The organism is Streptomyces sp. NPDC051219, assembly GCF_040682335.1.
Classification (GTDB): Bacteria; Actinomycetota; Actinomycetes; order Streptomycetales; family Streptomycetaceae; genus Streptomyces.
Genome location: NZ_JBFBAS010000009.1, coordinates 154504 through 179005 on the forward strand (window position 1 = coordinate 154504; position 24502 = coordinate 179005).

At 71.2% G+C, this 24502-nt stretch carries 18 protein-coding genes and 1 pseudogene; 7 read left to right on the forward strand and 12 right to left on the reverse strand.

Annotated elements, in window-relative coordinates; all coding sequences use genetic code 11:
- Nucleotides 1-10 precede the first annotated feature (10 nt).
- The gene (locus AB0M62_RS13760; protein WP_366074364.1) at nucleotides 11-1927 is read right to left on the reverse strand and encodes an IucA/IucC family protein; all 1917 of its coding nucleotides are present in this window, start codon (nucleotides 1925-1927) and stop codon (nucleotides 11-13) included.
- A 29-nt stretch (nucleotides 1928-1956) separates the two neighbouring features.
- A complete protein-coding gene (locus AB0M62_RS13765; protein ID WP_366074365.1) occupies nucleotides 1957-3339 on the reverse strand; it encodes a diaminobutyrate--2-oxoglutarate transaminase family protein in 1383 nt (460 codons plus the stop codon).
- A 256-nt stretch (nucleotides 3340-3595) separates the two neighbouring features.
- On the opposite strand from AB0M62_RS13765, the gene AB0M62_RS13770 reads away from it, so the two are divergent.
- A complete protein-coding gene (locus tag AB0M62_RS13770) occupies nucleotides 3596-4816 on the forward strand; it encodes a hypothetical protein (protein ID WP_366074366.1) in 1221 nt (406 codons plus the stop codon).
- 168 nt (nucleotides 4817-4984) lie between these two features.
- Nucleotides 4985-6157, forward strand: a complete 1173-nt coding sequence (locus AB0M62_RS13775) for a hypothetical protein (protein WP_366074367.1) — start codon at nucleotides 4985-4987, stop codon at nucleotides 6155-6157.
- Between the two features lie 97 nt (nucleotides 6158-6254).
- Here the strand turns inward: AB0M62_RS13775 and hflX are convergent, their stop codons facing one another.
- Together hflX and AB0M62_RS13785 are read right to left on the reverse strand one after the other, a co-directional pair.
- Entirely contained in the window at nucleotides 6255-7754 is a 1500-nt protein-coding gene (gene hflX, locus AB0M62_RS13780) for a GTPase HflX (protein WP_366074368.1), read from the reverse strand.
- A 214-nt stretch (nucleotides 7755-7968) separates the two neighbouring features.
- Nucleotides 7969-9414: a M1 family metallopeptidase gene (locus tag AB0M62_RS13785; RefSeq protein ID WP_366074369.1), complete on the reverse strand. Its 1446-nt coding sequence runs from the start codon at nucleotides 9412-9414 to the stop codon at nucleotides 7969-7971.
- 326 nt (nucleotides 9415-9740) lie between these two features.
- Between AB0M62_RS13785 and AB0M62_RS13790 the strand changes: the two genes are divergently transcribed.
- The gene (locus tag AB0M62_RS13790) at nucleotides 9741-10271 is read left to right on the forward strand and encodes a hypothetical protein (RefSeq protein ID WP_366074370.1); all 531 of its coding nucleotides are present in this window, start codon (nucleotides 9741-9743) and stop codon (nucleotides 10269-10271) included.
- 76 nt (nucleotides 10272-10347) lie between these two features.
- Here the strand turns inward: AB0M62_RS13790 and AB0M62_RS13795 are convergent, their stop codons facing one another.
- From AB0M62_RS13795 to miaA, 4 genes are all read right to left on the reverse strand, one after another.
- Nucleotides 10348-12519: an HD domain-containing protein gene (locus AB0M62_RS13795; protein ID WP_366074371.1), complete on the reverse strand. Its 2172-nt coding sequence runs from the start codon at nucleotides 12517-12519 to the stop codon at nucleotides 10348-10350.
- A 140-nt stretch (nucleotides 12520-12659) separates the two neighbouring features.
- On the reverse strand, nucleotides 12660-13541 hold the full coding sequence (dapF, locus tag AB0M62_RS13800; protein WP_366074372.1) for a diaminopimelate epimerase: 882 nt from the start codon (nucleotides 13539-13541) through the stop codon (nucleotides 12660-12662).
- Nucleotides 13542-13570: 29 nt separating this feature from the next.
- On the reverse strand, nucleotides 13571-13999 hold the full coding sequence (locus AB0M62_RS13805; RefSeq protein ID WP_366074412.1) for a hypothetical protein: 429 nt from the start codon (nucleotides 13997-13999) through the stop codon (nucleotides 13571-13573).
- A gap of 107 nt (nucleotides 14000-14106) precedes the next feature.
- The gene (gene miaA, locus AB0M62_RS13810) at nucleotides 14107-15045 is read right to left on the reverse strand and encodes a tRNA (adenosine(37)-N6)-dimethylallyltransferase MiaA (RefSeq protein WP_366074373.1); all 939 of its coding nucleotides are present in this window, start codon (nucleotides 15043-15045) and stop codon (nucleotides 14107-14109) included.
- 184 nt (nucleotides 15046-15229) lie between these two features.
- Between miaA and AB0M62_RS13815 the strand changes: the two genes are divergently transcribed.
- Nucleotides 15230-15454, forward strand: coding sequence for a hypothetical protein (locus tag AB0M62_RS13815; protein WP_366074374.1), 225 nt, complete (start codon nucleotides 15230-15232; stop codon nucleotides 15452-15454).
- Nucleotides 15455-15478: 24 nt separating this feature from the next.
- Nucleotides 15479-15730: an antitoxin gene (locus AB0M62_RS13820; RefSeq protein ID WP_366074375.1), complete on the forward strand. Its 252-nt coding sequence runs from the start codon at nucleotides 15479-15481 to the stop codon at nucleotides 15728-15730.
- A 95-nt stretch (nucleotides 15731-15825) separates the two neighbouring features.
- Here AB0M62_RS13820 and AB0M62_RS13825 read toward each other — a convergent pair whose 3' ends face one another.
- A complete protein-coding gene (locus AB0M62_RS13825; RefSeq protein ID WP_366074376.1) occupies nucleotides 15826-16536 on the reverse strand; it encodes a class III extradiol dioxygenase subunit B-like domain-containing protein in 711 nt (236 codons plus the stop codon).
- Between the two features lie 60 nt (nucleotides 16537-16596).
- The gene (miaB, locus tag AB0M62_RS13830) at nucleotides 16597-18087 is read right to left on the reverse strand and encodes a tRNA (N6-isopentenyl adenosine(37)-C2)-methylthiotransferase MiaB (protein ID WP_366074377.1); all 1491 of its coding nucleotides are present in this window, start codon (nucleotides 18085-18087) and stop codon (nucleotides 16597-16599) included.
- A 99-nt stretch (nucleotides 18088-18186) separates the two neighbouring features.
- On the opposite strand from miaB, the gene AB0M62_RS13835 reads away from it, so the two are divergent.
- The gene (locus AB0M62_RS13835) at nucleotides 18187-19191 is read left to right on the forward strand and encodes a TAXI family TRAP transporter solute-binding subunit (RefSeq protein ID WP_366074378.1); all 1005 of its coding nucleotides are present in this window, start codon (nucleotides 18187-18189) and stop codon (nucleotides 19189-19191) included.
- On the opposite strand, the pseudogene AB0M62_RS13840 reads toward AB0M62_RS13835, so the two are convergent.
- Nucleotides 19181-19537: pseudogene (locus AB0M62_RS13840) on the reverse strand (ROK family protein); the annotation flags it as partial. The gene AB0M62_RS13835 and the pseudogene AB0M62_RS13840 overlap by 11 nt on opposite strands.
- Nucleotides 19538-20001: 464 nt before the next feature.
- On the opposite strand from AB0M62_RS13840, the gene AB0M62_RS13845 reads away from it, so the two are divergent.
- Nucleotides 20002-23073 (forward strand): glycoside hydrolase family 38 C-terminal domain-containing protein, encoded by a 3072-nt coding sequence (locus AB0M62_RS13845; protein ID WP_366074379.1) that lies wholly within the window; start codon nucleotides 20002-20004, stop codon nucleotides 23071-23073.
- A gap of 15 nt (nucleotides 23074-23088) precedes the next feature.
- Here AB0M62_RS13845 and AB0M62_RS13850 read toward each other — a convergent pair whose 3' ends face one another.
- The gene (locus AB0M62_RS13850) at nucleotides 23089-24498 is read right to left on the reverse strand and encodes a HAMP domain-containing sensor histidine kinase (protein WP_366074380.1); all 1410 of its coding nucleotides are present in this window, start codon (nucleotides 24496-24498) and stop codon (nucleotides 23089-23091) included.
- Nucleotides 24499-24502 lie beyond the last annotated feature (4 nt).

The window sequence follows — 24502 nt, forward strand, 5'->3', positions numbered from 1 at the left end:
TCGTGAGCCGTCAGTCGTGAAGGGGGTTGGTGATGGTGACGTAGACGGACTGGGTGTCGACCGGGCCGACGAGTTCGTCGAGGCCGTGCAACCGGGTCATCAGGTTGGCCTTGCAACGCAGGTGGGAGCTCTCCAGGAGCTGTGCGGGCAGCGGTGAGCCCAGCGCGGCCGCCTTTCCGAGGAACCTGCGGAAGGCCGCGATCAGGACCCGTTCGTCCGCGAGACGCTGGGCGCCGAACGCTCCGATCAGACCGAGGACGTTGTTGATGCCGAGGTAGTACGCGAAGCGTTCGTCGGTGACGGCGTCGGAGACGAAGGTGTCGCTGGCGGTGCCGATGCCGGGCAGCCGGTGCTCGAGCTCGGTCCGGCGGGACTCTCGGAAGTAGTAGCCCTGGTTGTCGCGGTAGCGGCCGCCCACGGGCCAGCCGTGGTGATCGAGGAGTACGAGTGTGTTCTGCTGGTGGGCTTCGAGGGCGATGCCCGCGGTGCCGTCCAGCCAGAGCACCGGCTGTACGACGTGGTCGAGATAGCGCATGAACCACTCGGCGGCGACGGCGGCGGCCGGTCGGCCGGTGCTTGCGGCGAGCCGGCCCACGAGGTCGGCGAGGCGGGAGTGCATCCCGGCTCGGCGGGGCCAGGGGCGCGGACTCCCGAGCCCGGCGATACAGACGGCGTCGTCCTCCGGGCGGAACGGGTTGTGGCGCAGCAGTACGTCGAGCCCGGGGACCGGTTCACCGTCCGGGGTGTCGACGGCGAGCCAGGCTGGATCTCGGACGATGTCGAAGCCGGGGTACGCAGCCTGCCACTCCTCGGCGAGGCCGCCGCGGAGCAGTCGATGGACCTCGACGCCCCGGTGCAGTTCCTTGCGGAGGTTCTCCCGGCGGGAGTTGGTGATGCGTACGCCGAGGGAGAGCTTGAGCATCGCGGCGGCACCCGGCCGGTGCACGGTACGAACGGAGGACGTGGGGTGCCAGGCGTCGCCGTGCGGGCCGAGATCGTGGAGGAGGCCGGCGTCGAACAGCGAGGCGACGGCAGGACGGTGCCTGATCTCCTGGGCTTGCCAGGGGTGGAGCGGCAACGGTGCGGTGCCGTCGGGGAGAGCGATGTCCGCGGCCAGTCGGGCGAGGAGTTGGTCGGCGTGGATGGTACGGCCGCGCTCGGTCCACGCCGAGTCGGTGGCGAGCACGGACCGGTCGACAGCCATCCAGTGCAGGGGAAAGGAGCCGTACAACTCGGGGGAGTAAAGGCGTGATTCAGCCTCGGAGAGGCCTTCACGACTCTTGGGTGTCGGATGCAGGGGGTGGCCCAGCAGGAGGGACTGTTCTGCGGTGAGGAAGAGATCCGAGGTCGTGGGGGCTTCGGGACGGGTGCGCCGGTCGGCGATGAAATCCGCGGTGCGGCGCACCGAGTCGGCCACCCGTCCGACGAGTTCGGCGCCGCCGTGCCCGCCCGCTTCCCGTACGAGCAGCGCGGCGACGGTGACGGCGTCAACAACCGGGGCTTCGTCGTGTGGGTCGCCGCCCTCCAGAGCGGGCGCGCCGAACCGGTGCCAGCCGGCGTCGGACCAGTACCGGACGGGCACGAGGAGCGCGGTGCCGCTGGCGGCGAGCGGGATCCGGAGCGTGTGCCCGTCCGGCCGGGGGAAGTCGTTCTCCCGGGTCCAGCAGCGGATCAGATTCTCCACCGCGGCCGCCTCGGCGGCCGACGACGGCTCGGGGTCGTCGAGAGGGTCCGGCTCGACGAGCAGGTCCGTGAGGCGGGTTGAGCCGGGGCCGGACACGCGCCCCTCGCCGTCGCGACCGGACTTCTGCCGGGGCACCGTCGCCGGTCCGGCCGTCTCGGCACTCTGGGCGCCGCGCGGGCCGTCGTGGGGGGCGGTGGAATGGCCGTCGGCCGGAGTCTGCTCGGGTGCGGGGCTGGAGTTCACGGAGGTCTTCCTTGTGATGGTGTCCGGGCTCAGTGCGACAGCCCGGGTTGTTCGGGGCGGTAAGAAATGCGTTCAGCGGCGGCGAGGGCGTCGGCGAGCCGGTCGAGGACCGCCGTGGCCTGTTCGTCGGTGAGGGTGAGGGGAGGCAGCAGACGTACGACGCTGGAGTGACGGCCGCCTAGTTCGACGATGAGTCCGCGCCGAAGGCACTCCTGCTGGACCGCGGCGGCGAGGGCCGGCGAGGCCGGGGCCGGCGCGGCGCCGGTGGGGTCCTGCGCCTCGGGGTCGACGAGTTCGACGCCGATCATGAGGCCGCGACCACGGACATCCCCGATGCACGGATGCTGCGCGGCCAGGCCTTGGAGCTGGCCGAGCATCCGCGCCCCGAGGGTGGCCGCGCGGTCGGCGAGACGGTTCTCCCGCACGTACGCGAGCGTCGCCGCTCCCGCCGCCATGGCGAGTTGGTTGCCGCGGAAGGTGCCGGCGTGGGCTCCCGGCTCCCAGGCGTCGAGGTCCGAGCGGTAGACCACGACCGCCAGCGGAAGGCTGCCACCGATGGCCTTGGACAGGACCATGACGTCGGGGACGATCCCGCTGTGCTCGACCGCCCAGAAGGCGCCGGTCCTCCCTACGCCGGTCTGCACCTCGTCCGCAATCAGCGGAACCGAGCGGTCCGCGGTGATTTCACGCATCCGGCGCAGCCAGCTGTCGGGCGCCGGAATCACACCGCCCTCGCCCTGCACGGGTTCGAGGATCATCCCGGCCGGGGCGGGGACTCCGCTCTTGGGGTCGTCCAGCAGACTCTCGGTCCACCGGGCGGAGAGTTCGGCCCCGCGTTCGCCGCCCACACCGAACGGGCAGCGGTAGTTCTGCGGGTAGGGCAGCCGGGTCACGCGCACGTCCTCGGCGCCCCCGGAGGCGGAGAGGGCCCCTGCCGTCATCCCGTGGTATGCACCGGTGAAGGCGAGGATGCCACGGCGGCCGGTAGCGGTCCGGACCAGCTTGAGGGCCGCCTCGACGGCATCCGTACCGGCGGGGCCGCAGAACTGCACCCGTGCGCTGTCGGCGAGTTGGCGCGGGAGGGTGGCGAACAGCTCGGTGGTGAAGGCGTCCTTGACCGGCGTGGCAAGGTCGAGGACGTGCAGCGGAGCGCCGGAGTCGATGACCTTTCTGATCGCCTCCAGGACCACGGGGTGGTTGTGGCCGAGAGCCAGCGTCCCCGCGCCGGATAGGCAGTCCAGATAGCGCCGCCCGTCCGCCCCTTCGATCGTCAGCCCCCGCGCGCGCACCGGCACGATGGGCAGTGAGCGCGCGTAGGTCCGGGCTGCCGACTCGCGCAGGGACTGCCGCCGCAGGATGCCCTCGTGCGCGGCGCTCGGCACCGCCGGAGCGGCGGTCTCGGTCACGGCCACGGCTGTTGGTCCTCCCGCAGTGGTTGCTGTGCGAACGTGAACGCTGATCGGGTGACCCCGTACGTACCAACGACGCCGACGGCAATGGATCACGGGTCAGGCGGAAGATCCTTGCGGTAAAGGAACCGCGGCCCTGCCTCCAGCCGTCCCCAACGGCACCGGCATAGTGGGGGGCTGCACTCCGGGGCCCGTCGCTCGGACGCCGGCGTGAGCAACGAGTTCGCTTCAGCTTTCGAAGTCCCAGGGGGATCAAGACATGCGACCCATACGCCCGGCCTTCGCTGCCCGACGCGGGAGGAGCGCGCGTCGCAGAGGCCCCGTGCGGGCAGCCGTCGGCCTTTCCGCCGTGCTCGCCCTGACCGTCACGGCCTGCGGTCCGAGCGAGGACAACGCCGCCGACCAGCCGTCCGCCTCCGCGAGCCAGTCGGCCGACGGCAAGATCACCATCCCGGACGACCTGAAGGACCGGCTCAAGGAGCACGGTGTCGACCTGGACAAGTGGAAGAACGGCGCCTGGAAGAACTGGGACAAGGACGACTGGCTGCGCGAGGCCGGCGACTACATCAACCCGATCATCGAGGACCTCTGGGACCCGGACCGGATGCGTGACGCCGAGCAGCCCGACAAGCCGGTCGAGGAAGAGGACCTGTCCGGCGACCAGGGCAAGACGGACCCGACGCCGGAGCCGGTGAAGGCCACGTCCGTCAGTCCGCCGTACCACGGCAGCGTTCCCGAAGCCGGGAAGGTGTTCTTCGACGGTCCCGAGGGTTCCATGGTCTGCTCCGCGACCGTCGTCAAGGATCCCGCCCATCCGGGCAAGTCCAACATGGTGTGGACCGCCGGCCACTGCGTGCATGCCGGCAAGAACGGCGGCTGGTACCGCAACATCGCGTTCGTGCCCTCCTACAACGACGCCGGCAAGTCCGCGGCGGAGCTGAAGGGTGCCAAGCGCGAAGAGGTCGCCCCGTACGGCGTGTGGTGGGGCGACTGGGCGCAGACCTCGGAGCAGTGGATCTCGCAGGGCGGGCCCACGGGCGGCCAGGGCGCGCCCTACGACTTCGCGGTGCTCCACGTCACCCCGGAAAAGGGCAGCGGTGGCAAGTCGCTGGAGGAGACCGTCGGTTCGGCGGTGCCGGTGGAGTTCAACGCCCCGGCCGTGCAGCAGGTCAGCCGCATCACCGCCACCGGGTACCCGGCAGCGCCCCCCTTCGACGGGCAGAAGCAGTTCCAGTGCGCCGACCGGCCGGGCCGTCTGGCACTGAACACCACCGATCCGACCATGTACCGCATCGGCTGCACCATGACCGGCGGCTCCTCGGGCGGAGGCTGGGTGGCGACGGGCCGGGACGGCAAGCCGGCTCTGGTGTCCAACACCTCCATCGGCCCGGTGACGGCCGGTTGGCTCGCCGGCCCGCGACTGGGCCAGGAGGCCAAGGGAATCTACGACGCGGTGAGCGAGAAGTTCGCCGGTCGGTAGCCGGTGCACGCACGCGGTCCCGCACGCCGACGGCGGGCGGGACCCCGCGTCCGCATCTCACAACAGCACAGGCATAGTGGGGTGTTGCGCTTCAGCCGTTCGTCAGATGCGAGCCGCAGCGTGACAAGTTCATGACATTGAGAAGAACCTATCGGGGGTTTTTGTTTCATGCGATCCATACGTCCGCTGCTGGCCGCCACCGGCCTCGCCGCGGCACTGGCGCTCACCGCCACCGGCTGTGGTCCCACCGAGGACGAGTCGAGCGACAAGCCCAGCGACTCCGCTTCCGCGGTGGCCGGCAATGAGGGCAGCGCCGATGTCGCCGACCTGGCCGACCAGCTGAAGCAGCACGGCATCGACCCGGACAAGTGGAAGAACGGCGCCTGGAAGAACTGGGACAAGGACGACTGGCTGCGCGAGGCCAAGGACTTCGTCAACCCGGTCATCGAAGACCTGTGGAAGCCCGAGCGGATGACGACGGCGAAGTCGCCGACCAAGACGCTCGCCGCCGGTGACATCTCCGGTGACCAGGGCGTCACGGACCCGGAGCCCGCCCCTGTGCGGGCCGAGGCCGAGGACAAGCCGTACCACAAGAACGCGGCCCCGGTCGGAAAGGTCTTCTTCGACGCCCCCGAGGGCTCGATGGTCTGCTCCGCCACGGTGATCAAGGACCCGAAGAACCCGGGCAAGTCCAACCTGGTGTGGACCGCGGGCCACTGCGTGCACGCCGGGCAGGCCGGCGGCTGGTACCGCAACATCGCCTTCGTCCCCGCCTACAACGACCTCGGCAAGTCCCCGGCCGAGCTGGAGAACGCCCAGCCGCAGGAAGTGGCGCCGTACGGCGTCTACTGGGCCGACTGGGTCTCGACCTCCGGTGAGTGGATCTCCCAGGGCGGCCCGACCGGCGGCGAGGGTGCTCCGTACGACTACGCGGTGATGCACGTGAAGCCGGAGAAGGGCACCAAGACGCTCGAGGAGACCGTCGGTGTCGCCCTGGACGTCAACTTCGACGCCCCCGAGGCCCAGAGCATCTCCGCGATGGGTGCCTGGGGCTACCCGGCCGCCCCGCCGTTCGACGGCGCGATCATGCACAAGTGCGTTGACCGCCCGGGCCGGCTGTCGATCAGCCCCGGTACGCCGACCATGTGGCGCATCGGCTGCACGATGACCGGTGGATCCTCCGGCGGCGGCTGGTTCTCCGAGCAGCCGAACGGCAAGCTCGCGCTGGTCTCCAACACCTCTATCGGCCCGGTCACCTCGGGCTGGCTCGCCGGTCCGCGACTGGGTGAGGGTGCGCAGGAGATCTACACCACGATGAGCGACAAGTTCGCCGGACGGTAACGCCACCCGCCGCAAGGCCGAAGGCCGGACTCCTCGTCCGAGGGGGCCGGCCTTCGGCTTCTGCCGTTCTGCTCTTCAGCTGTTCCGCGAGCGGCGCTCAGTGCGCGGCCGGCACGTACGGTGCCAGGTCCGCCGCCAGCTCCTCGTGCACCCGCGCCTTGAGCAGCGTGCCCTCCGGGGTGTGCTCCTCGGAGATCACCTCACCGTCGGAGTGGGCCCGCGCGATCAGCCCGCCCGCCGTGTACGGCACGAGGGCTTCGATCTCCACCTGCGGGCGGGGCAGTTCGGCGTCGATCAGCGCAAGGAGCTCGTCGATGCCCTGACCGGTACGGGCCGACACGGCGATCGCGTGCCGCTCGATGCGCAGCAGCCGCTGCAGTACGAGCGGATCGGCAGCGTCCGCCTTGTTGATCACCACGACCTCGGGCACATCGCTCGCGCCCACGTCACGGATCACCTCGCGCACGGCGGCCAGCTGCTCCTCCGGAACCGGATGAGAGCCGTCCACCACGTGCAGGATCAGGTCGGACTCGCCGACCTCCTCCATGGTGGAGCGGAACGCCTCGACCAGGTGGTGCGGCAGATGCCGGACGAACCCGACGGTGTCGGCCAGGGTGTACCCCCGGCCGCTGGGCGTCTCGGCCCGGCGCACGGTCGGGTCGAGGGTGGCGAACAGGACGTTGTCCACGAGGACGCCCGCGCCCGTGAGCCGGTTGAGCAGCGAGGACTTGCCTGCGTTGGTGTACCCGGCGATCGCGACCGAAGGCACCTTGTTGCGCTTGCGCTCCTGCCGCTTGATCTCGCGGCCGGTCTTCATCTCCGCGATCTCCCGGCGCATCTTGGCCATCTTCTCGCGGATCCGACGCCGGTCCGTCTCGATCTTGGTCTCACCGGGACCACGGGTGGCCATACCGCCGCCCGAGGAACCGGAACCGCCGCCACCCATCTGACGGGAGAGCGACTGACCCCAGCCGCGGAGCCTCGGCAGCATGTACTGCATCTGCGCGAGGGCAACCTGCGCCTTGCCCTCTCGGGACTTGGCGTGCTGGGCGAAGATGTCGAGGATCAGTGCGGTCCGGTCGACCACCTTGACCTTGACGACGTCTTCGAGGTGAATCAACTGGCCGGGGCTCAGCTCACCGTCACACACCACGGTGTCTGCCCCGGATTCGAGCACGATGTCGCGCAGTTCCTGCGCCTTGCCGGATCCGATATAGGTCGCCGGGTCCGGCTTGTCCCGCCGCTGGATGACGCCGTCGAGCACCAGCGCGCCCGCCGTCTCGGCCAGCGCTGCAAGCTCTGCGAGGGAGTTCTCGGCGTCCTGCACGGTCCCCGAGGTCCAGACGCCCACCAGCACGACCCGCTCGAGGCGCAGCTGCCGGTACTCGACTTCGGTGACGTCCTCGAGTTCGGTGGAAAGGCCGGCCACGCGACGCAGCGCCGCTCGTTCCGAGCGGTCGAACTGATCGCCGTCCCGGTCTCCGTCGATCTCTTGGCTCCAGGCGACGTCCTCTTCCATCAGGGCATCGGCCCGAAGGCTCTCGGTGAAGCTCTGCGCATCCTGCGCGTCCTGGGAAGGGGAAGAAGAGGAGGTCATTGGTTCCTTACGTCGATGGAATCTCATTCGTCAATCACAACGCGTGACGGATCCGGAACATTCCCGCAGGTCCCCGCGGGTTCCCGCAAGGTCTTGCCGAATCGTTCGCCCGGCAGCGCAGCCGACGGTTCGATAGTGGCACGCTACTGCGCGCACGTCATACGGTTATTCCCGCCACGGCCCCGCCGAACCTGCCGCACCGCCGGCTGGACCGTCAGACAGGCGGGGCGCTCCTCCAGCCGGGCCGTCCGGGCATGGCAGGGGTCTTGGGGCCGTACAGCCAGCCCTGGAAGAATCCTGTCAGGTCCCGCTCCGCGGCCTGGGACGCCAGCCTCACGAAGTCGGCGGTGCCGGCCGACGTGTGCCGGTGCTCACGCACCCAGCGCCGCTCCAGCGCCTCGAAGGCGGGCTTCCCGATCTCCTGGCGCAGCGCGTAGAGAACCAGCGCACTGCCGTCGTACACCACCGGCCGGAAGAGGCCGATCTTCTGGCCCGGGGCCGCCGGCTTGGGCGCGGCGGGCGGCCCGCCGGCCGCGCGCCAGGCGTCCGAGTGCTCGTAGGCCATGCGCATCCTGGCCTCCAGCGTCCGGTCCGCGTTGCGCTCCTCAGTGAAGAGGGCCTCGTACCAGGTGGCGTGTCCTTCGCTCAGCCACACATCCGCCCAGGCCCGGGGCGTGACGCTGTTGCCGAACCAGTGGTGGGCCAGCTCGTGGACCATGATCGAGTCGACGTACCACTCCGGGTATTCGGGCCGCATGAACAGCTGCCGTTCGAAGAGGGACAGCGTCTGCGTCTCCAGCGCGAAGCCGGTGTCGGCCCGGGCGATGAGCATTCCGTACGTCTCGAAGGGGTAGCGGCCCACCTTGGACTCCATCCACTCCAGATGCCCGGGGGTCTTCCTCAGCCAGCGCTCCAGCGCGTCCTTGTCTGCGGCCGGCACCACATCACGGACCGGCAGTCCGTGTGGTCCGGTCCGCCGCACCACGGCGGAGCGGCCGATGGACACCTGGGCGAGCTCGGTGGCCATCGGGCGGGCGGTCCGGTACGTCCACGTGCTGGTGGCCCCGCGGCGGTCCCGCGCCACCTGCAGACCGTTGGCCACCGCCGTCAGCCCTTCGGGCACGGTGATCCGGAAGGTGAAATACGCCTTGTCGGACGGGTGGTCGTTACTCGGGAAGACGCGGTGCCCGGCGTCGGCCTGGTTCGCCATCGCCAGCCCGTCCTCGGTCCGTACCCAGCCGCCGTCCGCCGTCCCCTTCGGCTCGCTGGTGTGCCGCACGGTGATGGAGAACGGCATGCCCTCGGCCAGGGGATGCACGGGAGTGACGACCACGTCCTCGCCCGCGCCCGCGAAGCCGGCGGCGAGCCCGTTCACCGCGACACCGCGGACCGTGCCGTCGGCGAAATCGAGATTGATCTGCTGGAGCTTGTCGGTGGCCACAGCATCGATCTTCGTGACCGCGTCCAGCGGTTTGGTGTTGTTTCCGCCGTAGGTGAAGGCGATGTCGTACGCCAGGACGTTGTAGCCGGGGTTGCCCAGGTGCGGGAAGAGCGGATCGCCGATACCGAGCGGCGCGGGCGGGGGAAGAGCCGCGCCGAGGAGGGCGGCCGAGACGGCGGCCAGCAGTGCGGCGCGTACGCGGCGGGAGGTCAGCTTCATGCACCACCGCTACCAGGGCCCGCCGCGTACGCGGTGACGCCGCGCGTTCCGCCCACCCGAACGGGGTCTGGCGGCCCCTGCGGATCGGGCCCGGATGAAGCCTGGTCGCTCCACGTCCGATCCGGGGCGCACGGCCCCGCCTGCGCGGCGTGGGCGGCGGGGCGGCGGGCGGCGAGGGGAATCCCGGCTGTGACGTACGTCCTGTCGCCGCTCAGGCGGCCGCCTTACTCTTACCTGCCACCCGCGCCCCAGGCGCGCGAATGCTCGCGACCGGATCACGCACAGGTAACCGAACCATGGCGGGCACGTGCAAAGGACGGACCACCATGCTCAGTGATCTCTCGCCGGTCATAGCTGCCTCCACTCGCTGGCTGCTGTCGGCATTCCCGCCGGCAGCCGGCTCGCTGAACCTCGCCCTGGCCGAAGCCCAGGCACGGCAGGCGGCCACCATCGCCGCCGCCCTCCGCTACCCCACGGTGCTGGACGCCGAGCTGCTGAACATGCTCGGCCCCGGCGGCTCCGGCCGGCTGGACTCCGTCACCGGCGCCGATGCCCTCCCGCTGGATTCGGCCGAATACGCCTGGCGCACCTGGGTGGACGAAACCGTCGTCAGCTGGGCGACCTGCCTGCTCGCCGACGCCGAACTCGCCACCGTCGCTGCGGCCTGCCTGTCCGCGACCCACCACGGCTCGGACAGTGTGGGCGACGCGCGTCGGCTGACGATTCCCAGCCCTCGCGATCACCATGCGGCGCCGCTGCTGCGCCACCCGGACCTTCTCGGCCCGATCGCAGACCTCCACCGCGAGACACTGCTCGGGCTCCTCGATGCCGACACGGCCGGCACCTCACGACCGTAGCCGGGAAGCCCGCGTACCTCGACGGCCCTCATACCTCGGCATACCGCGACGGCCGTCGCGGTAGGTGATCACTGGCTCAGGCGGAGGCGGGGTGCTGGGCGCGGCTCACGTCGTACACGCCCGGGACGTCGCGCATCGCGCGGATCAGCGCAGGCAGCCCTGCGGCATCCGGGAGTTGCAGGGTGTAGGTGTGCCGGACGCGCTGTTCGGTGGGAGGTTCGACGGTCGCGGATACGATCGCCGCGCCCTCCTTCGCGATCGCCTCGGTCAGGTCCGCGAGCAGGTGCGCACGGCCGAACGATTCGGCGACCAGCGTGACCCGGCAGTCCCCGGTCGCCCTCCAGCGCACCCCGACGGGGGCCCGTCCGGCGGCCTCCATCCGGGCCACGGCGGCGCACTCGACACGGTGGACGGTGACCACCCCGCCGCGCACCGGGAAGCCGGTCACCGCGTCGGGCGGCACCGGTGTACAGCAGCCGGCGAGCCGTACGGTCGCCTCCGGCAGGTCCGCCACGGCGTTGGCCGCGGTCTGCCGGACGGTGCCGGGCGCGGCGGCTGCCGGGCGGGGCGCGGCGGTCGGAACCTTCACGGCCTCGGGATGGGCCGTGAGCCATGCGGTGATGGCGATCCGGGCCGCGGGCGTGCGCGCGTGATCGAGCCACTCCGGTGAGGGGCCGGAGGTCGCGTCGTGCGCCAGCAGCAGTTGTACGGTGTCGCCGTCGCTGAGGCCGGTGCCCAGGGTCGCCAGCCGTCCGTTGACGCGCGCCCCGATGCACGCGTGGGCGGCCTCGCCGTGCTGGGCGTACGCCGCGTCCACGCAGCTCGCGCCGGCGGGAAGGCCGAGTGTGCCGCCCTCGGAGTGGAAGACGGTGATCTCCCGGTCCTCGGAGAGGTCCTGGCGCAGAGAACTCCAGAACGTGTCGGGGTCGGGAGCGGACTGCTGCCAGGCGAGCAGCCGCGAAAGCCAGCCGGGACGGGTGGGGTCGGCCCTTTCCCCGTCGGCCCGCTCCCCGTCGGCGCGTTCTCCGTCGGCCCGCTCCCCCTCGACTCGCGCCTCGCCTGCCCGCGACGCGTCGCCGGAGCCGCCCACCTCCGCCGGTTCGCCGCCCTCCGCCGGTGCATACGGATTGCCGAGCGCGATGACACCCGCCTCGGCGACCTTGTGCATCTGGTGGGTACGGATGAGGACTTCGGCCACGGCGCCGTCGGGGCCGGCGACAGCCGTGTGGAGCGACTGGTACAGGTTGAACTTGGGAACGGCGATGAAGTCCTTGAACTCCGAGATTACCGGGGTGAAGCAGGTGTGAAGTTCGCCCAGGACCCCGTAGCAGTCGGCGTCCTCACCGACCAGGACGAGGAGCCGTCCGAAGTCGGAACCGCGCAGCTCGCCACGCCGCAGCCGAACCCGGTGGAGGGAGACGAAGTGCCGGGGCCGGATGAGTACTTCGGCCGGGATTCCGGCTTCCTTCAGTACCGTCCTCAGCTCGTCCGCGATGACGGGGAGGGGGTCCTCGTGCGCTGCGTTCGCGGCGATGAGGACACGGGTGTGCTCGTACTCCTCGGGGTGCAGGATCGCAAAAACGAGATCTTCCAGCTCGGTCTTCATGGCCTGTACGCCGAGCCGTTCGGCCAGCGGGATCAGGACGTCCCGGGTCACCTTGGCGATCCTCGCCTGTTTCTCGGGGCGCATCACCCCGAGCGTGCGCATGTTGTGCAGCCGGTCCGCGAGTTTGATCGACATGACCCGGACGTCGTTGCCGGTGGCGACGAGCATCTTGCGGAAGGTCTCCGGCTCGGCGGCCGCGCCGTAATCGACCTTCTCCAGCTTCGTCACGCCGTCGACGAGGTAGCAGACCTCCTTCCCGAACTCCGCCCGCACCTGATCGAGTGTCACCTCCGTGTCCTCGACCGTGTCGTGGAGGAGGGAAGCGGTCAAGGTCGTGGTCTCCGCGCCGAGTTCGGCGAGGATCAGCGTGACGGCGAGCGGATGGGTGATGTATGGCTCGCCGCTCTTGCGCATCTGACCGCGGTGCGAGGACTCGGCCAGGACGTACGCCCGGTGCAGCACGGCGAGATCCGCGTCGGGGTGGTGCGCCCGGTGGGCGTCCGCGACATGGCCGATCGCGTCCGGAAGCCGGTCCCTGCCGGCGGGCCCCAGCAGAGCGGCGCGGCCCAGCCGGCGGAGGTCGATCCGGGGACGGGCGCGTCTGCGACTGTGCGCGTCGGGGTTCGTGGCCTCTGCACTCATGGGCACCTCCGGCAGCATCGACCGGCGGTGGGCGGGCGGTGATGTGCCCTCCGGACCGGTGCTTGATGCTACCGACCCCACCACGTGGCGCAGTCAGGCTCTCGCTCAGCGTGAACCGGATCACCCATTCGAGCGAAGCCCTAGGCGGCGGCCGTTTCGGTTGCTGCGAACCAGGCCGAGTCGATCGAGCCTTCGGCCACGATCACGGCCGGACCGGTCATCTCGACGGTTCCGTCCGGCAGCTCGGTGATCACCAGAGTGCCGCCTGGTACGTCCACGGTGTACGTCACGGGAGCCCCGGTCACCGAGGGGTCGGCGCCGTCCCGGCGGGCCGCGGCGACGGCGACGGCACAGGCGCCGGTCCCGCAGGAGCGGGTTTCACCGGCTCCGCGCTCGTGGACGCGCATGGCGACGTGGTTCGGGCCGCGGTCCGCGACGAACTCGATGTTCACGCCGTCCGGGTAGACGGCGGCGGGGCTGAAGGGCGGCACGGAGAACAGGTCGCCGGCGTGATCGAGGTCGTCGACGAAGGCGACGGCATGGGGATTGCCCATGTTGACGTTGAGGGCGGGCCAGCTACGGCCGCCGACGGTCACGGTGACGCCGTCCCCGGGAAGCACGGCCTTGCCCATCACGACGGTGACGTCACCGTCCTTGGCGATGTGCACCTGCTTGACCCCGGAGCGGGTGGCGATGGGGACGTCCCCCGCGCTCACCAGGCCGGCGTGCTGGAGGTAGTGGGCGAATACCCGGACTCCGTTGCCGCACATCTCGGCGATGGAGCCGTCGCCGTTGCGGTAGTCCATGAACCACTCGGCGTCGTCGGCCATCGCCTTCGCCTCGGGATGCGCTGCGGATCGTACGACGTGCAGCACCCCGTCGCCGCCGATGCCGGCCCGGCGGTCGCAGACCCTGGCGACCAGCGCCTCGGGCAGGTGGATCGTGTTGTCCGGGTCGGGAACGATCACGAAGTCGTTCTCGGTGCCGTGGCCCTTGAGGAAGGCGATCTGCGAGATGGTCACGCGCCCATCGTACAAAGCTGCGGCCGAGGTCAGCGGAGCCGGGCCACGCGCCAGACGGAGAGCACGGCCACGGCGAGGACCACGGTCGCGTACAGCGCGATCACCCGCCAGTCGCGGCGCTCGCCGGAGCCTCTGGGCGGCAGTCCTGGCCAGGTGTGACCCACCCGGCGGGCGGCCATCATTCCCCAGCCGGCCGCGCAGCAGCTGATCAGCAGCCCCAGCATGGCCACCACGGCTCCACCGTCGCCGAACTCGAAGGCGAGGGGGAACGCGAACATCAGCGACCCCACCGCGGCGAGCATCACGATCGGGGCGAGCTGCCAGATCCGCAGGCGCCGCTGCGGGCGCAGTTCGACCTCGAACTCGGGCGCCGGCTCGTCGTGCTCCGGTCCGTCCGGGCTCAGTCGAGCCGCCTCTTCAGGGGTTCCCTGATCTGTGTCGCGAGGGCCGGCCTCCATCGCCACGCGCCCTCCCAACTCGGACTTCACTGGTCGATCGAAGCTCGATGATGGCACGCTCCCGGCCGCCTGATCGACGACCGGAGCGTCCCGATGCCATCACGTGATCAGGCTGTGACCGCTCGTTCGACCAACGCCTGAGCGAGTCCGGGGAGTTCCGCGCGGTCCGCGGCCGCTCCGCTGAGCCAGTGCACCCGCGGGTCGCGCCGGAACCATGAGTCCTGCCGGCGCGCGAAGCGTTTGGTGGCGCGTACGGTCTCGGCGCGCGCCTCGTCCTCTGTGCACTCCCCCGCGAGCGCCGCGAGAACCTGCTGGTAGCCGAGTGCGCGCGAGGCCGTACGCCCCTCCCGCAATCCGCGCGCCTCCAGCGTGCGCACCTCGTCCACCAGGCCGGCCTCCCACATGCGGTCGACCCGGAGGGAGATCCTTTCGTCGAGTTCTGGGCGGGCCACGTCCACGCCGATCTGGACGGTGTCGTACACGGAGTCATGGCCCGGCAGATTGGCGGTGAAGGGGCGGCCGGTGATCTCGATCACCTCCATGGCGCGGACGATACGGCGGCCGTTGCTGGGCAGGATGGCCTGCCCGGCCGCCGGGTCCGCGGCCGCCAGCCGGGCGTGCAGCGCGCCGGGGCCGCGCAGGGTCAGTTCCTCCTCCAGCCGGGCGCGGATGGCCGGATCGGTACCGGGGAACTCGAGGGCGTCGATGGCTCCGCGGACGTACAGTCCGGAGCCGCCGACCAGCACGGGCGTGCGGCCCTCTGCCAGTAGCCGGTCGATCTCCGCCCTCGCGAGGCGTTGGTACTCCGCGACGCTCGCCGCCTCGGTGACGTCCCAGATGTCCAGGAGGTGGTGCGGGATGCCGCCGCGTTCCTCGGGCGTCAGTTTGGCGGTGCCGATGTCCATCCCCCGGTAGAGCTGCATGGAGTCGGCATTGACGACCTCGCCGCCGAAGTGCTGGGCCAGGGCGACACCCAGATCGGACTTTCCGGCCGCGGTCGGACCGACGACGGCGATGACCCGCGAAGCGGGAGGTGCGCTTTTCACCGACCCAGTCTCGCAAACCCGGCTGCTCGCCCCCCGAACGAGTTACGTGACGGCACAAGACCGGGGTCGTTGCCTGTTGCGAGGTTCCGGCCGCCGGTTTACGGACCGGCTGCCTCCGGGCGACGCAATGAGGCGCTCCGGGCGGCGCGGGATTTCGCCCACACGAGTAATGTATGGAGTAGATATGGGCGTTTTTGCACGGTTTCGTCGGAAATCTGAACCGTCGGGCGACGGTTCAATGGCGGCCACTCCAGCGACGGGCTCGCCCGCTTCGGCCGAGCCCGCGGCCAAGGCGGAGGCCACGGAGCCTGTGGCGACCGATGCCGCCGCCGAGGGAGTCGACATTCCCAAGCAGCAGTCGGCGGAGGAGGCGGCGGACAGCGAGGCCGGCGAAGGCGCCCGCAAATAGAACCTTGTCGGGAGAAGGTGACCCATGGGCCTGCTGCACACACTGAAAGCCAAACTCGGCCCGGCGAAGGACAAGGTCGGTGACCTTGCGCACCAGCACGGGGGAAAGATCGAGCACGGGCTGGACAAGGCCGCGAGGACGGTCGACTCCAAGACCAAGGGCAAGTACAGCAGCCAGATCGCGACCGGTACGGACAAGGCGAAGCACGCGCTGGACCGGCTCGCGCACAAAGAGGGCGGCGAGGGCGGCGGAACCACTCCGTCGGCCAAGTTCTGAGTCCACGGGTGGACGACCGGGGACGGCCGTGGGGCACACGCGCCCGGCGGCCGTCTCCGCCGTGTTCCGGCGGAGGGAGGGACGAACGTGCGCCGCTACGACCAGGCGGCCACGAAGTACCCGACGCCGTAGGGTGCGTCCTCGTACAGCAGCTGTCCGCCCAGGGACGCCCCTTCGGCGGCGCCCGCCAGAACCTGCCACGGGGCCCGTCCGGCCGCCTTCAGTTCGTACGCGAGGTGTGCGTCGATCGCCGCCAGGGCGGTCACGTCCGCATCGCCCAGCGCCCGTGCGGCCACCGCGTCGAACCCGGCGGCCCGCTCGTCGAGGTAGCCGGGCGCCTTGACGCTGCGACAGGCGCTGCCGTCGCCCATGACGAGCAGGGCGACCCGTTCCGCCTGGGCGGCCAGATCCCGTCCGACCTGCAGACAGCGCTCGGTCGCCAGCGGTTCGCCCACCCCGAGCCCCTCGACCGGCGAAGCCGACCAGTAGGCGTGCTGAAGCAGCCAGGCGGCCACCGCGAGGGACCCCGGAAGTTGCCGTTCCGGCGTACTCGCCGCGGGACCGAGACTTACCCGCAGATCCACCCCGAAGCCCTGGAACGAACCGGTCGCCCCCTGCGGATGCGGGCCCCGCCCCTCCTGCTCCGCGGGGCCGACGACGATCAACCGGTCGGGCCGCGACGCGGCCAGCACCCCCAGGGCGTCCGAGCAGGCGGCCCGGGCGGCGTCGAGTTCGGAAGCGGCTCCGGCAGCGACCTCGGGAACGAGAAGCGGCGGGCACGGGCAGACGGCTGCGGCTACGAGCATGATCCGCAGCCTAGGGGGTGTTCGGCTCGATCGGTCGGACGACCCCGGATGCCGACTTCCTCAGGCAGTGGCGCCGCAGCCGCCGGACGGAGCCGGGAGCGGCGCCGGAGCACCGATGGTCGGCAGGCCGAGCATCACACCCGCCGGCTGCGCCGGGGCCGCCGTCCGCTTCTCCCAGGCATCGCCCGCGCGGGTGCGCCGCACGGCCTTGGCGGGGCCTTCCGCGAGCAGGTGGTGCGGGGCCGCATAGGTGATGTCCACTGTCACCACGTCGCCCGGGCGTACCGGCTCTGCGGGCTTGGTGAAGTGGACGAGGCGGTTGTCGGGGGCACGGCCGGAGAGGCGGTGCGTGGCACCGTCCTTGCGGCCCTCGCCCTCGGCGACCATGACGTCCAGGGTGCGGCCGACCTGCTTCTTGTTCTCCTCCCAGGAGATCTCCTCCTGGAGCGCGACCAGACGCTCGTAGCGGGCCTGCACCACAGCCTTCGGGATCTGTCCCTCCATCTCCGCCGCCGGCGTCCCCGGGCGCTTGGAGTACTGGAAGGTGAAGGCCTGCGCGAAGCGCGCCTCGCGCACCACGTGCAGGGTCTCCTCGAAGTCCTCCTCCGTCTCGCCGGGGAAGCCCACGATGATGTCGGTGGAGATGGCGGCGTCCGGCATCGCGGCGCGGACCTTCTCGATGATCCCGAGATACCGGTCCTGCCGGTACGAGCGGCGCATCGCCTTCAGCACGGTGTCCGAGCCCGACTGCAACGGCATGTGCAGCTGCGGCATGACGTTCGACGTCTGTGCCATCGCCGCGATCACGTCGTCGGTGAAGTCACGCGGGTGCGGCGAGGTGAAGCGGACGCGCTCCAGGCCGTCGATCTTCCCGCAGGCCCGCAGAAGCTTCGAGAACGCCTCACGGTCACCGATGTCCGAGCCGTACGCGTTGACGTTCTGGCCGAGCAGGGTGATCTCGGAGACGCCCTCGCCGACCAGAGCCTCGATCTCGGCGAGGATGTCGCCGGTGCGCCGGTCCTTCTCCTTGCCGCGCAGAGCCGGGACGATGCAGAACGTGCAGGTGTTGTTGCACCCGACGGAGATGGACACCCAGGCGGCGTAGGCGGACTCGCGGCGCGTGGGCAGCGTCGAGGGGAACGCCTCCAGCGACTCGGCGATCTCGACCTGCGCCTCCTCCTGTACACGGGCACGCTCGAGGAGCACCGGAAGTTTGCCGATGTTGTGCGTTCCGAAGACCACGTCGACCCAGGGCGCCCGCTGCACGATCGTGTCGCGGTCCTTCTGCGCGAGGCAGCCGCCGACGGCGATCTGCATCCCGGGCCGCTTCGTCTTCATCGGGGCGAGCCGGCCGAGATTTCCGTACAGCCGGTTGTCGGCGTTCTCCCGCACCGCGCAGGTGTTGAAGACGACGACGTCGGCGTCACCCTCGTCGGCGCCTTCGGGCGCACGCACGTAGCCGGCGTCCTCCAGCAGGCCCGACAGCCGCTCGGAGTCGTGGACGTTCATCTGGCACCCGTAGGTGCGCACCTCGTATGTCTTCGCGCTCATCTCGCCCCCCAGAGTACGGGGTCGAGCGGCGCGTCCGCCCGGGGCTCGGGTCAGCCCAGCCCTGGCCATCACCGTGAGTGAAGTGGCAGGATCGCGCGCATGCCCCCCGCACTCCCCCGGCTTCCCCGGATCAGCAAGCGGCGCGCCCTTCAGGGCTCCGCCGCGGTGCTCGTCGTGCTCGGGCTGCTGCTGTGGTGGCTGCTGCCGCTGGGCAAGTCGTCGCCGAGCGGAACGCTGACGTTCAGCACGGGAGTACGGACCGGGGTGTACCAGCGCTACGGAGAACTGCTGGAGCAGGCCCTGGCGCGCGAGCTGCCCGACGTGACGGTGCGGCTGAAGACCAGTGAGGGCTCCCAGCAGAACCTGCAGCGTGTGGCCACCGGGGAGGCCGACTTCACGATCGCCACGGCGGACGCGGTGGCGAAGTACCAGCGGGACAACAAGCCGGGCGCGGCACGTCTGCGCGGCTGCGCCCGGCTGTACGACGACTACGTACAGCTGGTCGTCCCCGAGGCGTCCGACGTACGGACGGCCCGGGACCTGCGGGGCAAGCGGGTCGCGGTGGGCCAGGAGGGGTCGGGCGTGCGGCTCGTCGCGGACCGGCTGCTGACGGCCGCGAAGCTCGATCCGGAGAAGGACATCACGCCGGTGTCGATCGGCATCAACACCATGCCGGAGCAGCTCGAACGAGGCGAGATCGACGCGTTCTTCTGGTCCGGCGGGCTGCCGACGAACGCGGTCAAGGAGCTGTCCGAGCGGACCGGGATCCGGCTGGTCCCGCTCGGCGACCTGCTTGAGGAACTGCAGCGGGGCGGCAGTCCGGCGCGCTACTACCGGGCCGCCGTGATGCCCGCCGACGCCTACGCCCGGGCGCAGCACGGAGCCAGCGTGGCGACCGTTGCGGTGCCGAACCTGCTGGTCACCACGGACCGGATGGATCCGGCGCTGACCGAGGGCTTCACCCGCACGGTGATAGACCGGCGGGACCGCATCGGCCGCGAGGTCCACGCCGCCCAGCTGGTCGATCTCCGTACGGCCATCTACACGGATCCGCTGCCCCTGCACGAGGGAGCGGCGCGCTACTACAGCTCGGTCAAGCCGTGAGCAGCTGCGCCGCGGCGGCCGCAGCGCCGACCAGTCCGGCGTCGGTGCCCAGTCGTGCCGGAACGATGTCCAGGTTCCGTACGAAGGAGAGCGCGGCGTAACCGTGGAGGTGGCGGCGGAGCGGGGCGAAGAGCACGTCGCCGGCCGCTGCGACGCCGCCGCCGATCACGGCGATGTCGGTCTCCACGAGGGTCGCCGTGGCGGCGACGGCGGCGGCGAGCGCCTGTCCCGCGCGGTCGTACGCGGCGAGTGCGACCGGGTCGCCGGCTCGGGCCGAGTCCGCGACGGCGGCGGCGCTGCGGTCGCTGCAATTGGGGCGCCAGCCCCCGGCCGCGGCACGGCGGGCGAGGGGTGCCGTGCCAGTTCGGCCACCACGCTCTCCACCGCGGCCATCACCACGTCCGGGTCGGTGGAGGCCGGCGTCGGGCGGCGCGCGGTGACGGTCAGCGCCCCGTCGTCGCGGACGAGGGCGCCGGCGATCTTCGTGCCGCCGATGTCGAGGGCGACGGTGGAGCCGCCGGCGCCGACGCCGCGCGCCTGGGGCACGGCGATACGGGCCGGTCGGGCTTCGGCGGTGGTCACAGGGTCGCTCCTCGGGATCGGACGGGCGAGACCCGCCCGCCATCGCGACGTCGTGCGTGCCGACATGTACGGCAATGGCGGGACCGTACGCGATGCGGCCACGCCGCACAGCCGGACCAGCGGCTTCCGCCTTCCTACGCCGGCCTTGGGTGTCCAACGGGTTGAGGACCACACGCCTCGCGCGGGACGGTGGGGGCGTGTCCCTACGCCAGATACGGAGCACCCGCCATGCATGACGACCGCGCACTGGTAGAGGCCCGCCTCGGGCGCGTGCTCGAGGAGCGGATACGGCCGGCCGTGTATCCCGAGTCGGTCCCGCTGGAGATCGCGGCCTGGGTCGCGCCCGGCGAGCCGGTACCCGTCGCCGAGGGACTGGCCGCGGACCATGTGCCCGTGGCGGTGGGCGACGCCTGGGGCGCTCCCTGGGCGACCACCTGGTTCCGGGTGCGCGGCGCCGTGCCCCGCGAGTGGGCGGGGAAGACCGTGGAAGCCGTGCTGGACCTGGGCTTCGACGAGCGGATGCCCGGCTTCCAGTGCGAGGCGCTGGTCTACACGCCCGACGGCAGCCCCGTGAAGGCGGTCAACCCCCGCAACCAGTGGGTGCGGGTCGGCACGCCGGTGGCCGGCGGCGAGCGGGTGGAGTGGCATCTCGAGGCCGCGGCCAACCCGGTGGTCATGGGCGTGCGGCCCTTCCGGCCCACCGCTCTCGGCGACCGCGAGACGGCCGGGACCGAGCCGCAGTACCGGCTGGCCCGGATCGACCTGGCCGTCTTCGACACCACCGTGTGGGAGCTGGTCCAGGACCTGGAGGTGGTGGGAGAGCTGATGCACGAGCTCCCGCCCGGCGGTCCGCGGCGCTGGGAGCTGCTGCGCGCGGTGGCCCGGGCCCTGGACGCCGTCGACCTCCAGGACGTGGCCGGCACCGCGGCCGCCGCCCGGCTGCACCTGACGGACGTACTGGCGGCGCCCGCCGAGGCGTCCGCCCACCGCATCAGCGCGGTCGGCCACGCGCACATCGACTCGGCGTGGCTGTGGCCGCTGCGCGAGACCGTGCGCAAGGTGGCCCGTACGGCCTCGAACATGACCGCGTTGCTCTCGACGGAGCCGGAGTTCGTCTTCGCGATGTCGCAGGCGCAGCAGTACGCATGGCTCAAGGAGCACCGGCCGGAGGTGTACGCCGAGGTGAAGCGGGCGGTGGCGGACGGGCGCTTCGTACCGGTGGGCGGCATGTGGGTGGAGTCGGACACGAACATGCCGGGGTCGGAGGCGATGGCCCGGCAGTTCGTCCACGGCAAGCGCTTCTTCCTGGACGAGTTCGGTATCGAGAACCGGGAGGCGTGGCTGCCGGACACCTTCGGCTTCGCCGGCGGACTTCCCCAGATCATCAAGGCCGCGGGTTCGAAGTGGCTGCTGACCCAGAAGATCTCCTGGAGCCGGACCAACGCGTTTCCGCACCACTCGTTCCACTGGGAGGGCATCGACGGGACGCGGATCTTCACGCACTTCCCGCCCGTCGACACGTACAACTGCTCGATGACCGGCCATGAAATCGCCCATGCGGTTCGGAACTTCAGGGACAAGGGCGCGGCCGGTCATTCGCTCGCGCCGACCGGCTGGGGTGACGGCGGCGGTGGGACCACGCGCGAGATGGTGGCGAAGGCACGCCGGATGAAGAATCTGGAGGGGTCGGCGAGGGTCGCCTGGGAGAGCCCGGCCGAGTTCTTCGCGAAGGCGGAGGCCGAGTACACGGATCCGCCGGTGTGGGTGGGAGAGCTGTATCTCGAACTGCACCGCGCGACCCTCACCAGCCAGGCCAGGACCAAGCAGGGCAACCGGCGCAGCGAGCACCTGCTGCGGGAGGCGGAACTGTGGGCGGCGACGGCGGCCGTCCGCGCCGGACATCCCTACCCGTACGCGCAGTTGGACCGGATCTGGAAGACGGTGCTGTTGCACCAGTTCCACGACATCCTGCCGGGCTCGTCGATCGCCTGGGTCCACCGCGAGGCCGAGAAGACGTACGCGGCGGTCGCGGAGGAGCTGACCGGCATCGTCAACGCCGCCCAGCGTGCGCTGGCCGGTGAGCCGGCCGTCGGATCCGACGTCGTCTTCAACGCGGCCCCGCACACGCGAGGCGGGGTGCCCGCGGGCGGCGCGGTCCCCATGCCGAGCGCGGGTCTGCGCCCGCCACTCACTGGGGCACCGACACCGGCGCCGGTTGCCGTCGCCCCGCGCGAGGACGGGGGGCACGTCCTGGACAACGGCCTGCTGCGGGTCGCCGTCGACGCCCGGGGCCTGGTCGTCTCCGCGTACGACCTCGAAACCGGCCGGGAGACGGTCGCCCCCGGACAGGCCGCGAACCTGCTGCAGATCCACCCCGACTTCCCGAACATGTGGGACGCGTGGGACGTGGACGCGTTCTACCGCAATGTGGTCACCGACCTGACCGACACCGACGAGATCACGCTCTCCGCTGTCCCGGAGGCCGCCTCCGTCCGTGTGGTCCGCTCATTCGGGAAATCGCGCGCGGTCCAGGTACTGACCCTCGCCGCAGGCCACAAGCGTCTGGACTTCGCCACCGAGATCGACTGGCACGAGACGGAGAAGTTCCTCAAGGCCGCCTTCCCGATGGACATCCACGCCGACCGGTACGCCGCCGAGACCCAGTTCGGCCACCTCTTCCGGCCCACGCACACCAATACGAGCTGGGACGCGGCCAGGTTCGAGGCCTGCAACCACCGGTTCCTGCACATCGCCGAGCCCGGCTGGGGCGTGGCGCTGGTCAACGACTCCACGTACGGCCACGACGTCAGCCGGGCCGTGCGCCCGGAGGACTCCGGCCCGACCACCACGTTCCGGCTCTCCCTGCTGCGCGCCCCGCGCTTCCCGGACCCCGAGACCGACCAGGGCACCCACCGCTTCCGCTACGCGCTCGTCCCCGGCGCGTCCGTCGTCGAAGCGGTCCGCGAGGGGTACGGGATCAACCTGCCGGAACGGCGGCTGCCGGGAGAGGCCGGAGCCGCCCCGCTGTTCACCGTCGACAACGAGGCCGTGGTGCTTTCCGCGGTGAAGCTCGCCGACGACGGGACCGGCGACGTGGTCGTACGGCTCTACGAGGCGGCGGGCGGGCGGGCCACCGCCGTGCTCAGCACCGGTTTCCCCGCCCTCTCGGCGGTCTCGACCGATCTGCTGGAGCGCCCGCTCGCCGACGCTCCCGCGTACCTGGTCGCGGACGGCCGGATCGAGGTCTCCCTGCGCCCGTTCCAGCTTCTGACGCTGCGCCTGGCCCGGCAGGACCCCTGAACCGCGCCGGGACGGTCAGCCGTGCGGGGCGGTGCGCGGGACCGACACCGTCACCCGCAGACCGTGCGGGGGGTTCGTCTCGTACGCGAGGGATCCGCCGCCGGCCATGAGCAGGGCTTGCGAGATCGACAGACCCAGACCGGAACCCTTGACGTTCTGGTGGCGGTTGCTGCGCCAGAAGCGGTCGCCGATGCGCGCGAGTTCGTCCTCGGTGAGACCGGGCCCGCGGTCCGCGACGGTGATCGTGGCGGAGCTGCCGCCGGCGCCTGCCGAGACCCGGACCTCCTCACCCTCCGGGGTGAACTTCACTGCGTTGTCGATGACGGCGTCGAGGGCGCTGGAGAGCGCGATCGGGTCCGCCCAGCCGGTGACGGCCCCGATGCCGTCCCCCGTCAGGCGTACCCCCTTCTCCTCGGCGAGCGGGCGCCAGGCCGCGACCCGCTCGGCCGCGAGCGCGCCTACGTCGGTGAGCTGTACGTCCGCCGCGGTGTGCTCCGCCAGTGCCAGGTCGAGGAGGTCGTCGAGCACCTGGGCCAGCCGCTTCCCCTCGGTCCGGACCGAGGCGATCTCCTCGTTGCCCTCCGGCAGTTCGAAAGCGAGCAGCTCGATGCGCAGCAGCAGGGCGGCAAGCGGATTGCGCAGCTGGTGGGAGGCGTCGGCGACAAAGGCCCGCTGTTGCTCCAGCACATCTTCGACGTTGTCGGCCATCTCGTTGAACGACCGGGCCAGACGCCTGAGTTCCGGCGGGCCGCCGGAGGCCACCACGCGCGACTTCATCCGCCCTGTCGCGATGTCGTGTGTGGCGGCGTCCAGGATGCGTACGGGCCGCAGCACCCAACCGGTGAGCCGGATGGCCGCACCGACGGCGAGCAGCATGGCCGCCGCCTCGCCGGCCCCGATGACGAGCCAGCCCCGCAGGATCCGCGACCGCATCTGGCCGGTGGGCGAGTCGGTGACCACGACGGCCACCACATCGCCGTCGAGGACCACCGGAGAGGCGACGACGATCCGGCCGTCCTCCTCCCACGGCCACACCTGAGGCGGGTCGTGGCTGCCGCGGCTGGCGAGCGCTTCCTTGAAGGCCTCCCTCTCCTCGCCCGAGGCGGCCACGGTCCAGTCCCCGGGGGCCTTGGCCATGGCACTGTCGTCGCGGTGGAAGACCCCGGCCCTGATGCCGTACAGCTGGTGGTACCGGGTGAGGTCCTTCTGCAGGGTGTCCTGGCGCTGTCCGGCGCCGGGCGCGCCGGAGACCGACGTGTCGCTGACGAACTGCGCCAGCGCCGCGAAGCGCGCGGTGTCGTCGATCCGGTCGATCACGACCCGCTGTTGCTGGGCGGCGGCCACGGACACGGCGAGGGGGAAGCCGAGAGCGAGGAGCACGCCCGCCATGAGGACGATCAGGAGCGGAAGAAGACGGGTGCGCACGGGG

Coding starts and splice junctions, on each gene's coding strand:
- AB0M62_RS13770 (WP_366074366.1), top strand. CDS start 3,596: ATGCGACCCATACGCCCGGCCTTCGCTGCCCGACGCGGGAGGAGCGCG.
- AB0M62_RS13775 (WP_366074367.1), top strand. CDS start 4,985: ATGCGATCCATACGTCCGCTGCTGGCCGCCACCGGCCTCGCCGCGGCA.
- hflX (WP_366074368.1), bottom strand. CDS start 7,754: ATGACCTCCTCTTCTTCCCCTTCCCAGGACGCGCAGGATGCGCAGAGC.
- AB0M62_RS13785 (WP_366074369.1), bottom strand. CDS start 9,414: ATGAAGCTGACCTCCCGCCGCGTACGCGCCGCACTGCTGGCCGCCGTC.
- AB0M62_RS13790 (WP_366074370.1), top strand. CDS start 9,741: ATGCTCAGTGATCTCTCGCCGGTCATAGCTGCCTCCACTCGCTGGCTG.
- AB0M62_RS13795 (WP_366074371.1), bottom strand. CDS start 12,519: ATGAGTGCAGAGGCCACGAACCCCGACGCGCACAGTCGCAGACGCGCC.
- AB0M62_RS13805 (WP_366074412.1), bottom strand. CDS start 13,999: ATGGAGGCCGGCCCTCGCGACACAGATCAGGGAACCCCTGAAGAGGCG.
- AB0M62_RS13815 (WP_366074374.1), top strand. CDS start 15,230: ATGGGCGTTTTTGCACGGTTTCGTCGGAAATCTGAACCGTCGGGCGAC.
- AB0M62_RS13820 (WP_366074375.1), top strand. CDS start 15,479: ATGGGCCTGCTGCACACACTGAAAGCCAAACTCGGCCCGGCGAAGGAC.
- AB0M62_RS13825 (WP_366074376.1), bottom strand. CDS start 16,536: ATGCTCGTAGCCGCAGCCGTCTGCCCGTGCCCGCCGCTTCTCGTTCCC.
- miaB (WP_366074377.1), bottom strand. CDS start 18,087: ATGAGCGCGAAGACATACGAGGTGCGCACCTACGGGTGCCAGATGAAC.
- AB0M62_RS13835 (WP_366074378.1), top strand. CDS start 18,187: ATGCCCCCCGCACTCCCCCGGCTTCCCCGGATCAGCAAGCGGCGCGCC.
- AB0M62_RS13845 (WP_366074379.1), top strand. CDS start 20,002: ATGCATGACGACCGCGCACTGGTAGAGGCCCGCCTCGGGCGCGTGCTC.